An 8717-nucleotide genomic window follows, 5' to 3' on the forward strand; every position below is an offset into this window, starting at 1 on the left:
GCGGCGGCCTGAAAGCACCGCCCGCTCAGTTGGTGAGCACGCCGAACGGCAACGTCCACCCTGTCAACCGGCCGCCATCCGCCCATCGATCCTCGGCCGCATCGCATGGCAGCAGAACCGGCGCGGTCGCGCACTCGAGGGTTTCCTTCGGCGTATGGCCGAACTCCGCCTTGAACAGCCGGTGGAAATACTTCTCGTCGGGAAAGCCGTGCGCCCACGCGATCTCCGCGATGCGCTGATGCCGGCGCTGCGGGTCGCCCAGCACGTGGTACGCGTGGCGCAGCCGCCGCCGCGTGATCTGCCGCATCACGCCGCCGTCTTCCTTGAACAGTTGATAGAGCCGCGCTCTCGACACGCCGATGTCGCGGCAGATCCGGTCGGGATCGAGATCGGGCTCCAGCAGATGCACGTCGATGTAGCGCCGCACCCGCTCGGCCAGCGCCCCGTCGATCGGGCCACGTGCGTCGTGCAGCGCCTGCGCGGTCGGTGAAACGGCCGCGGCCAGCAGCAGCAGCATCGATTGCACGATGCTCGGGATCTCGTGCGTGCGCAGATTCGGCAGGTTGCGGAACAGCGACAGCATGTGGTCGCCGAGCAGCCGCCCCACGCCGCTCGTCAGCGTCTGGCCGTGCGCCTGCGCCGCATGGCTCGGCAGCAGGTACCTCGGCACGACGAGACTGATCACGTCGCCGGCCTCGACCCTGCAGTCGTTGATCTGCGCGACGTCGTAGACGAACAGGTCGCCGGCACCCTTGATCAGTTCGGGCCCGCCGGTGTGGCTGGCCAGCCGCCCGCCGAGCAGCAGCGTGAAACGGATCGAATCCTGGCCGTCGAGCCGGATCCGCCGCGTGGTCCGGTTGACCCGATAGGCCGGCGCGCGCGAGTGCCAGTGCCGGCCCGACAGGATCAGCGGGCCGAGCGCCGCGCCGCTCGCTTCCGCGTCGAACGCGCCGTGGCCACCGTCGTCATCCAGACGGTAGTCGCACAGCATGTCCTTGACCCAGACGTGGAACCGGTCCTGCTCGGGGTAATCGATCGTGCGAAACTTGAAAACAGGGACGAATGCCGCTTGATCCATGACAGTTTTTTTATCGAGCCGACACGAGAGGATAGATCGGTTCGTCGATTATCGGACCAAATTGCGCCGGCGCAAGGCCGGCGCGGCATATCGTCCACCGAAGCGGCCGACCGGCGCCCCGCGACGGGCGCCGTCGATCTCGCGGCCATCAGCGTTGCGGATGGCATTCCCAGTTGTTGTACGTCGGCCGATCGATCGGCGTGAGCCCCGGAATCATGAACACCGTACAGCCGAAACGCCGCCCCTTGCCGGTCGTCGCGTCGTAACTCACCTTCTGGCCGCCCAGGCCGTCCTTCTTCCCGTACTGCACGTTGGCGACCGTGATCTCGTCCGACGACGCAAGGCCGAGCGTCTTCGCGGTCGACGCCTGCACGTCGATCATGTTCATCTGCGTCGAACCGCACGCGGACAACACGAGGCCGGCGGTCGCCGCGCCCAACGCAGTCCGCAAGGTGACGCTGCACTGCAAAATCCTCTTCATGGCTTCTCCTTCGAATGCCCGACGCGACACGATTACGAGCCCGGCGTGTAAAAACTGGACTGGATCTGGCTGCCGATGTTCGCGGCAAACCCCTGCCAGACGAGCGCCATCGCCCCCGTCGCGTTGACCGCCAGCGCCGGCCACGACCCATCCTGCGGATCCAGCGTCGACGTACTCCACGCGCCGTTCCGGTAGCCGGCCACGAGGAGGACCGACGCGTTCGGCGTGCCCGTGTCCTCCCACGCAACCGTCACGTTGCCCGCTGGGTCGACCACCAGCGGCGGGTACTGGAGCGCCGCCCCGTTCAGGTGTTCCGTCAGCTTCTGCAGCGGCCCCCAGTTTCCGCTGGCATCCGACACGCTCGCCTGCAGGACCACGCCGCCTTCCGCCCACATCGCGGCGGCCACGCCGTTTTCGTTGACGGTCAGCATCGGCGTCGCGATGAAGCCCGTGGGCACCACGATCGCCGGGGCGACGGGCTGCGCGGGCTGCCATCCGGTTCCGGATACATAGCGCTGCGACATCGTGGCGTTGTAGAGCTTCCCGCCCGTCACGTCGAGTTGCCCCCAGACGAGCGTGATGTTGCCCTTCGCATCCATGCCGGCGACCGGCGAGATGATCGTCGTGAACAGGCTCGAGTTCGATACGACCTGGTTGGCGTTGGTCCAGCCGTTGGTCGCGTCGTACGTGGCCGTCCACAGCGCCGATTTCGTATGGTTGGTCTGCCGCCACGCAAGCACCGCGCGGCCGGACGACAGGACCGACAGCATCGGCCTCACGTTGTCGGTATCGCCGGTCACGGCGCCCGGCCCGCTCTGCACCGGCATCTGGACCAGCGCCGTCGGCGACCACTGCCCGGCCTGCGTATAGCGCGTCCATGCGATGCGCGTATCGAGCAGGCTGATCGACTGCGTCCAGGTGACGAGCGCGTTGCCCTGTCCGTCCATGCCGGCGGAATAGGACGAACCGGCCATGTCCGGCGCCAGGGTGACAGGCGCGCCCCATCCGCTACCCGGGCTGTACGGGCGCGCCCACAGCGCGTAAGTGTTGGGGCCCGGCGTCCATTCGGTCCAGAACGCGACCGCCTGCCCGCTCGCGTTGCCGACCAGTTGCGGCTGTACCCCGGTCAGCGCGTTCATCGCATGCGAACCGTCGCTCGTGTCGAGCCGCGTCGCGCTTCCCCAGCCCGAGCCCGGCACATAGCGCGCGCCCCACATCTCGTTGCCGGTCATGCCGGCCGGGCCATTGGTCATCCAGGTCGCGAGCGCGTTGCCGCTCGCGTCGATGGTCACGCTGGGCTGGCCTTCCGGCCCCTTGCCGTCCACCGCGGCGGCCTTCGACCAGCCGGCCTGCGGCTGCGTGGCCCCGCCGCCCGTCGGTCCGCCATTCGAACCGCCACCGGGCGAGGTCGGACCGGAAGGTGAACCGGGATTGTTCGGCGACGACAACGACGCGCCGCCGTTCGTGGCGACGTCGTCGCCGCCGCATGCAGACAGCGCGAGCGCGGCTGCCATGACCATCCATGTAATGGGTTTCATCGGAATCCTCTTGTTGTCGTGTTCCGGCGCACTCTCGTCTGCCGTTCGCCGTACGATGCGTCGCATCGATCGGCCGATTGATAAGCAATACTATTGAACAGGCATGGAAACCGGCATCCGTTCGCCTTCAGTCGTGATCGACACCGTCGTGCGGATCGATGCGAACACCGCTTTCGGCAGACCGCCCCCGTCGGGCAGCGAGGACGACGGCAAGTCGTCTATCGTCGGATGTCCGTCGCTGCCGGCTGCATCTTAATTCAGGGCGTCCGGATTCAAGGTGGCGTTGCGTCTACACTGAGTGGACTTCCATTTCGCCGGCCCGCATTCGACGCGACTCCCGGCCGGCCGGCGCGCGCTCGCGGCCTGGGTGGCCGGTGCGGTACGATACGCGCCGGGGCGAAACGCCTCACCTGAGAGACCCGGCCGCTGCGGCCCCATACCCGGCACAAGAAGAAAATGCCTAAAAGCCCCTTGCTGCACCGAAACCTGTTCGCCGCGCTGGCGGCCAGCCTGCTCTGGATCCCCGGCGCCCATGCCAGCTCGGACGATAGCTGCGAAGCACCGGCCACGCTCCGGCAGAATGCGTACTTCTGCGGCAACCTGCCGATACTGAGCCCCGCCAACGACACGCGCATCAACGCGATGCTGATGATGGTCGACAGCGTCAAGGTCGCACAGGCGTTTCCCGACCCGAAGACGATCCCGGCGAAAGACCGGATCAACCAGATCATCGTGCCGTTTCCGATGGACTTCTCCGGATGGATCTATATCGGGCAGAAGGAGCCGGACAAGACCGGCAATGCAGCGGATGCCGCAGCGCCGTCGAACCAGTACGCCGACGGCGAAGGCAGCATCTGCCGCAGCATGACCTCGGGCGCCGACGCGTTCAACGACGCACTGGGCCGTGCCGGCGGCCTCCCCGCCGACGAAGCCACACGGCTGCGCGCGGCGCGCGCCGACATCGGGCAGAAGACCTGTGCCGCCGGGGGCGCGAGCGCCGCGTGGACGAAACCGCCGGTCAAGTCGCCGCTCGGCCAGCAGTTCGCCGCGTACCTCGACGGCACGAACGCGTTCTACCGCGCCGACTTCCTCACCGCGACCAGGGCCTTCGCGAGCGCTTCGCGCAGCGCGAACCCGTGGCTGAAGGAAACCGGGCTCTATATGGCCGGGCGCGCGCAGCTGAACGCCGCGCAGGCCAACGTATTCGACAACGACAGCCCCACGCCGACGCGCGGCCGCGTGACGAAGGTGTCGCTCGACGCCGCGAATACGGTGTTTCGCGCTTACCTGAAGGTGTATCCGCAGGGGCGCTATGCGACCTCCGCGACGGGGCTGCTGCGGCGTGTCGCGTGGCTCGGCGGCAATGTAACGCAGCAGGCCGACCTGTACGGCCACGCGCTCGCGCGCTGGTCGCCGGCGACGTCGAACGTGCCGCTGATCCAGCTGGCGAACGAACTCGACAGCAAGCTGCTGTTCGGGCCGGAATTCGACGCGCGCCAGATCCAGTCGCCAACCGTGCTCGCGACCGTCGACCTGCTGCGCATGCGCACGTCGGAAAACAGCGACTCGAGCCGCGCCAAGCCGCTGTCGCTGGACGACCTGCAGGCGCAGAAGCCGCGCTTCGCGAATGCGCCCGCGCTCTACGATTACCTGCTCGCGACCTGGTACGTTCAGATCGGGCACAAGCCGGACGCCGCGCTCGCATTGCTGCCGCAAACGCCCGCCGAGCCGCTCGACTACTTCGGCCTGAGCCAGCAGGCGCTGCGCGGGTTCGCGCTGGAGGATAGCGGCCAGACCGACAAGGCACGCCAGCTGTGGCGCGACCTGATCCCGCTCGCGAAATTCCGCTTCCAGCGCGAGGCACTGGAACTCGCGCTCGCGATCAACCTGGAGCAGGCCGGGCTCGTCAACGACGCGTTCGCCGACGATTCGCCCGTGCAGAACGCCGCGATCCGCGCGGTGCTGCTGCAACGCTCGGCCAATGCGGACCTGCTACGCGCGCAGGCGCAAAACCAGACGACCGGCGGCGCGCTGCGCGACACCGCGCTGTACACGCTGCTGTACAAGGAGCTCACGCGCTCGCATTACGCCGAGTTCATCGCGGATGCCGCGCTGGTGTCCGGCAAACCTGCCGATCCGTTGAAGCCGTTCATCGCAGCCGGCGCCAAAAACGAAGACGGTTATGCGTGCCCGTCCGCGAACGACATCGCCACGGCACTCCAGCAGAATCCCGCCGATGCGAAAGGGCTGAACTGTCTCGCCGATTTCGTGCGCCTGCACCCGCCCGCGCCCGGCCTCGAAAGCGATCCGGTGCCGCCGTGGATGCGCAACGCATCGACGACGTCCGCCACGCGCCTCCCGCCGACGCTCGGCGGCGCGCCGTCGCAGTTCGCGGGCAAGCCGTACGAGCGGATGTCGAGCTACGTGACGGTGATGGCCGATGCGCAGGCGAACCCGAACGACCGCGCCTACGCGTACTACCGTGCGATCAAGTGCTATGCGCCGGCCGGCTCCAACGAATGCGGCGGCAAGGAGGTGCCGAAGAACACCCGCAAGCGCTGGTTCGATACGCTGAAGGCCAGCTACCCGGGCAGCCCGTGGGCCCAGAAGCTCCGCTACTACTGGTAAGCGCCGCGTGAAGCGTATCGCGTGCATTGCGTGCCTTGCGCTACTGCTGGCCGGACGCGCCGCACTGGCCGGCACCGTCGATGCCGCGCAGTACGACGCGTTCTGGCTATGGGCCGGCGTGAAGCCGCAGGCGGTCGTGCGCGGCGCACGCACCGTCTACGTGCTGCAAGGGCAGATCGAGGCATCGCCGCGGGACGAATCGCAGGTCCGCGTGATCGCGCAGGGCGTCGCGCTGCCGCCCGCGCCGCAGGCGCGCGTGTGGCTCGTCTATCGTGCCCATACGCTGCGCTGGACGCCGCGCGTCACGCAGATCATGCTCGCGCAGCTCACGCGCTGGCGCGCGTCGGGCCGCGCGATCACCGGCATCCAGATCGACTTCGATGCGCGCACGCGCCACCTGCAGGATTACCTCGCATTTCTGCAGTCGTTGCGCGAGACGCTGCCCGCCGATTGCCGGCTGAGCATCACGGGGTTGCTCGACTGGAGCAGCCGCATCGACGCCGACCAGGTCAATCAGCTCAGGGGGATCGTCGACGAAGTGGTCGTGCAGACCTACCAGGGCCGCAGTACGATCCCCGATTACGCCAACTACCTGCCGCGCGTCGCGCGGCTGCAGTTGCCGTTTCGCATCGGCATCATCCAGGGAGGCGAATGGGACGCACCGCCGTACCTCGCGACGAACCCGTGGTTCCGCGGCTACGTCGTGTTCCTGCGCAACGGCTAGCGCGCCAAGGCGCGGCGGCGTCGATCCTGCCCGCGCTCGAGATTTATTCCGGGCGCGGCGAAGTCGCGTCCACGTACACCCATGCGGCGACGCCCGACTCGAGCACCACGCGATCACGGCGATACGCGTCGACTTCGTAGTCGTCCGCGTGCTGCAGTTCTTCCGGCGTGATCGCAAACACGGTACCCGTTACGCGATCGCCCGCCTGGCCGGTATAGGCCACCACCGGATGATGCGTCTTCCCGCTCGTCGCCACCACGTCCGGGTCGTCGATCTTCAGCATCGTCATCGCGTAACCGGGCATCGCATCCTCACGACCGTCGAGCTTGCGGCCGAAGGTCGCGAGCTGCACCGGTTCGAGTTGCAGCGTGCCGTATGAGAAGAGATGCTCGGAGAAAATCGGGGTGGTGCTAGACATGATTGAACTCGATCAAGGAGTGGGGGCAAACGAAGCGTAACGCAGATCGCCGACGGGCTTACGCGGCACCCGCGATCGCACTGCCGAGCCCGGCGAGCGCAATCACGAGCAGCGCGCCCGCCGACGACGCAGTAATCCAGCGCTGCTTGCGATGGATCAGCGGATGGTTGATCGCGGCCATGTAACTGGTCAGGATCGTGAAATCGACCGCGATCCACAGTGCGGCCAGGATGGCCAGGCTCACGCGCGAATCCGGCGTGATGCCGACGAACTGCGGAAAGAACGCGACGAAGAACAGCAGGTCCTTCGGATTCGCGATGCCGACGAGAAAGCCGCGCACGACGCCCGGCAAGCGCCGCGCCTGCGATGCCGGTTCGCCTTCCCGCGCGTCATTGCCGTCGCGCGCCCGGCTGGCGCGCCATTCGCCGAGCAGCGTCCGGACGGCCAGCACCGCGATGAACACGCAACCCGCCACGTGCAGCCCCGTGAGCAGGCGCTCGCTGACGAGCACGACGCCGAACACCATCAGCATCGCCCCCGCGATCATCACGAGGCTCGCGGCATTCGCGCCCACCGCGGTCAGCATGCCCTGGCGGATTCCGCGTCGCGCGACGGTGCCGACCACGAGCATGACGACCGGGCCGGGCGTCGCGATGAGCAGCACGATCGCGGCGAGATAGGCGAACAGCAGCGGGTAATGGAGTGTCATGACAAAAAGTTGTTGAATGGATTGACGCGCGTGCTCGCCACGGTGGCATCATCGGGATTCATCGCAGCGGATTGCACGGTTTTCTGCAGTATTGCGTGCCCGGCCTGCTGTTGAAAAACGGAAAATCCTGCCGAATGACATGAGTTTTATTCCTAATCGAAACCCGTGAAGGCCAAACCGCTCCCCCCTGTCTACGCGCTGCGCGCGTTCGAAAGCGCCGCGCGCACCGGCTCGTTTACGCTGGCCGCCGAGGAACTGAGCCTCACGCAAAGCGCGGTGAGCAAGCACGTCAGGACGCTCGAGACGTACTTCGGCCGGAAGCTGTTCGTCCGGCGCGGCCCGAAAATGACCGTGACGGCGGAAGCGCACATCTTCGCGTCAGGCCTGCGGCGCGGCTTCCGGCAGATCGAGGAGGCCTGCGTGCTGTTCCAGTCGCAACGCGACGTGCTGCGGCTCAAGGCGCCGTCCACGCTCACGATGCGCTGGCTGCTCGACGCGCTGGCCGCGTTTCGCTCCACGCGGCCAGCGTTCGAGGTGCAGATCGCAAGCGTGTGGATGGATGTCGATACCGTCGATTTTTTCAGCGAATCCTACGATTGCGCGATCCTGCTCGGCGCAGGCAAGTTCGGCGAGGCCACGCAGTGCGTGAAGCTGTTCGCCGAATGGCTGATTCCGGTGTGCTCGCGGGCGACCGCGACGGTCGCACGCACGAATCCGGCGGCGTGCGAGCTGATCCACCCGTCGCCCGACCGGCGCGACTGGCGGCGCTGGCTCAAGGGCAGCGGCCACGATCTGGAGGTGGACATCACGCGCGGGCAGGTGTTCGACATGCTCGAACAGGGGATCGCGGCGGCCATCGCCGGCCACGGCCTCTCGATCGGCGATCTCGCGCTGTGTGCGACGGCCATCGACGAGAAGCAGCTCGTGCTGCCGTTCAAGACGGCCGTCAATACCGGCGACGCGTACTACCTCGTCTGGCCGGAAGACTCCGCCAAGGCCGCGCAGGTGCGCGAATTGCTCGCGTTCCTGGAAAGCCGGATGCCGCGCCTGACGTTTCCGGGCATCCGCTTCAACGGCCCGGGCTGACCGCTGCGGCCGGCGGCCCGGCCGCGTTGCCGACGGCGCGACCGGCGCAACCTCG

8 protein-coding genes are annotated in these 8717 nt (G+C 67.4%); 3 read left to right on the forward strand and 5 right to left on the reverse strand.

Features of this window, described 5'->3' with window-relative positions:
- Positions 1-25 precede the first annotated feature (25 nt).
- From G3O06_RS34160 to G3O06_RS34170, 3 genes are all read right to left on the reverse strand, one after another.
- A complete protein-coding gene (locus G3O06_RS34160; RefSeq protein WP_174969628.1) occupies positions 26-1078 on the reverse strand; it encodes a helix-turn-helix domain-containing protein in 1053 nt (350 codons plus the stop codon).
- 148 nt (positions 1079-1226) lie between these two features.
- Complete coding sequence (locus G3O06_RS34165; RefSeq protein WP_205818845.1) at positions 1227-1559, reverse strand: hypothetical protein; 333 nt, start codon at positions 1557-1559, stop codon at positions 1227-1229.
- 32 nt (positions 1560-1591) lie between these two features.
- Positions 1592-3097: a hypothetical protein gene (locus G3O06_RS34170; RefSeq protein ID WP_205818846.1), complete on the reverse strand. Its 1506-nt coding sequence runs from the start codon at positions 3095-3097 to the stop codon at positions 1592-1594.
- 456 nt (positions 3098-3553) lie between these two features.
- On the opposite strand from G3O06_RS34170, the gene G3O06_RS34175 reads away from it, so the two are divergent.
- Both G3O06_RS34175 and G3O06_RS34180 read left to right on the forward strand, forming a co-directional pair.
- Positions 3554-5725, forward strand: coding sequence for a hypothetical protein (locus G3O06_RS34175; protein ID WP_205818847.1), 2172 nt, complete (start codon positions 3554-3556; stop codon positions 5723-5725).
- 7 nt (positions 5726-5732) lie between these two features.
- Complete coding sequence (locus tag G3O06_RS34180) at positions 5733-6449, forward strand: DUF3142 domain-containing protein (RefSeq protein WP_205818848.1); 717 nt, start codon at positions 5733-5735, stop codon at positions 6447-6449.
- A gap of 43 nt (positions 6450-6492) precedes the next feature.
- On the opposite strand, the gene G3O06_RS34185 is transcribed toward G3O06_RS34180, so the two are convergent.
- Both G3O06_RS34185 and G3O06_RS34190 read right to left on the reverse strand, forming a co-directional pair.
- Positions 6493-6867, reverse strand: a complete 375-nt coding sequence (locus tag G3O06_RS34185) for a gamma-glutamylcyclotransferase family protein (RefSeq protein WP_205818849.1) — start codon at positions 6865-6867, stop codon at positions 6493-6495.
- A gap of 58 nt (positions 6868-6925) precedes the next feature.
- Positions 6926-7576: a LysE family translocator gene (locus G3O06_RS34190; protein ID WP_205818850.1), complete on the reverse strand. Its 651-nt coding sequence runs from the start codon at positions 7574-7576 to the stop codon at positions 6926-6928.
- A 165-nt stretch (positions 7577-7741) separates the two neighbouring features.
- On the opposite strand from G3O06_RS34190, the gene G3O06_RS34195 reads away from it, so the two are divergent.
- Positions 7742-8662 carry a LysR substrate-binding domain-containing protein gene (locus tag G3O06_RS34195; protein ID WP_205818851.1) on the forward strand — a complete coding sequence of 307 codons (921 nt, stop codon included), beginning with the start codon at positions 7742-7744 and terminating at the stop codon, positions 8660-8662.
- Positions 8663-8717 lie beyond the last annotated feature (55 nt).

The organism is Burkholderia sp. Ac-20345 (genome assembly GCF_017104825.1).
GTDB classification, from domain to species: Bacteria; Pseudomonadota; Gammaproteobacteria; order Burkholderiales; family Burkholderiaceae; genus Burkholderia; species Burkholderia lata_B.

Bases quoted from the DNA above. Each gene is read 5' to 3' on its own strand.
- G3O06_RS34170 (WP_205818846.1), bottom strand. From the start codon at position 3,097: ATGAAACCCATTACATGGATGGTCATGGCAGCCGCGCTCGCGCTGTCT.
- G3O06_RS34185 (WP_205818849.1), bottom strand. From the start codon at position 6,867: ATGTCTAGCACCACCCCGATTTTCTCCGAGCATCTCTTCTCATACGGC.
- G3O06_RS34190 (WP_205818850.1), bottom strand. From the start codon at position 7,576: ATGACACTCCATTACCCGCTGCTGTTCGCCTATCTCGCCGCGATCGTG.
- G3O06_RS34175 (WP_205818847.1), top strand. From the start codon at position 3,554: ATGCCTAAAAGCCCCTTGCTGCACCGAAACCTGTTCGCCGCGCTGGCG.
- G3O06_RS34160 (WP_174969628.1), bottom strand. From the start codon at position 1,078: ATGGATCAAGCGGCATTCGTCCCTGTTTTCAAGTTTCGCACGATCGAT.
- G3O06_RS34165 (WP_205818845.1), bottom strand. From the start codon at position 1,559: ATGAAGAGGATTTTGCAGTGCAGCGTCACCTTGCGGACTGCGTTGGGC.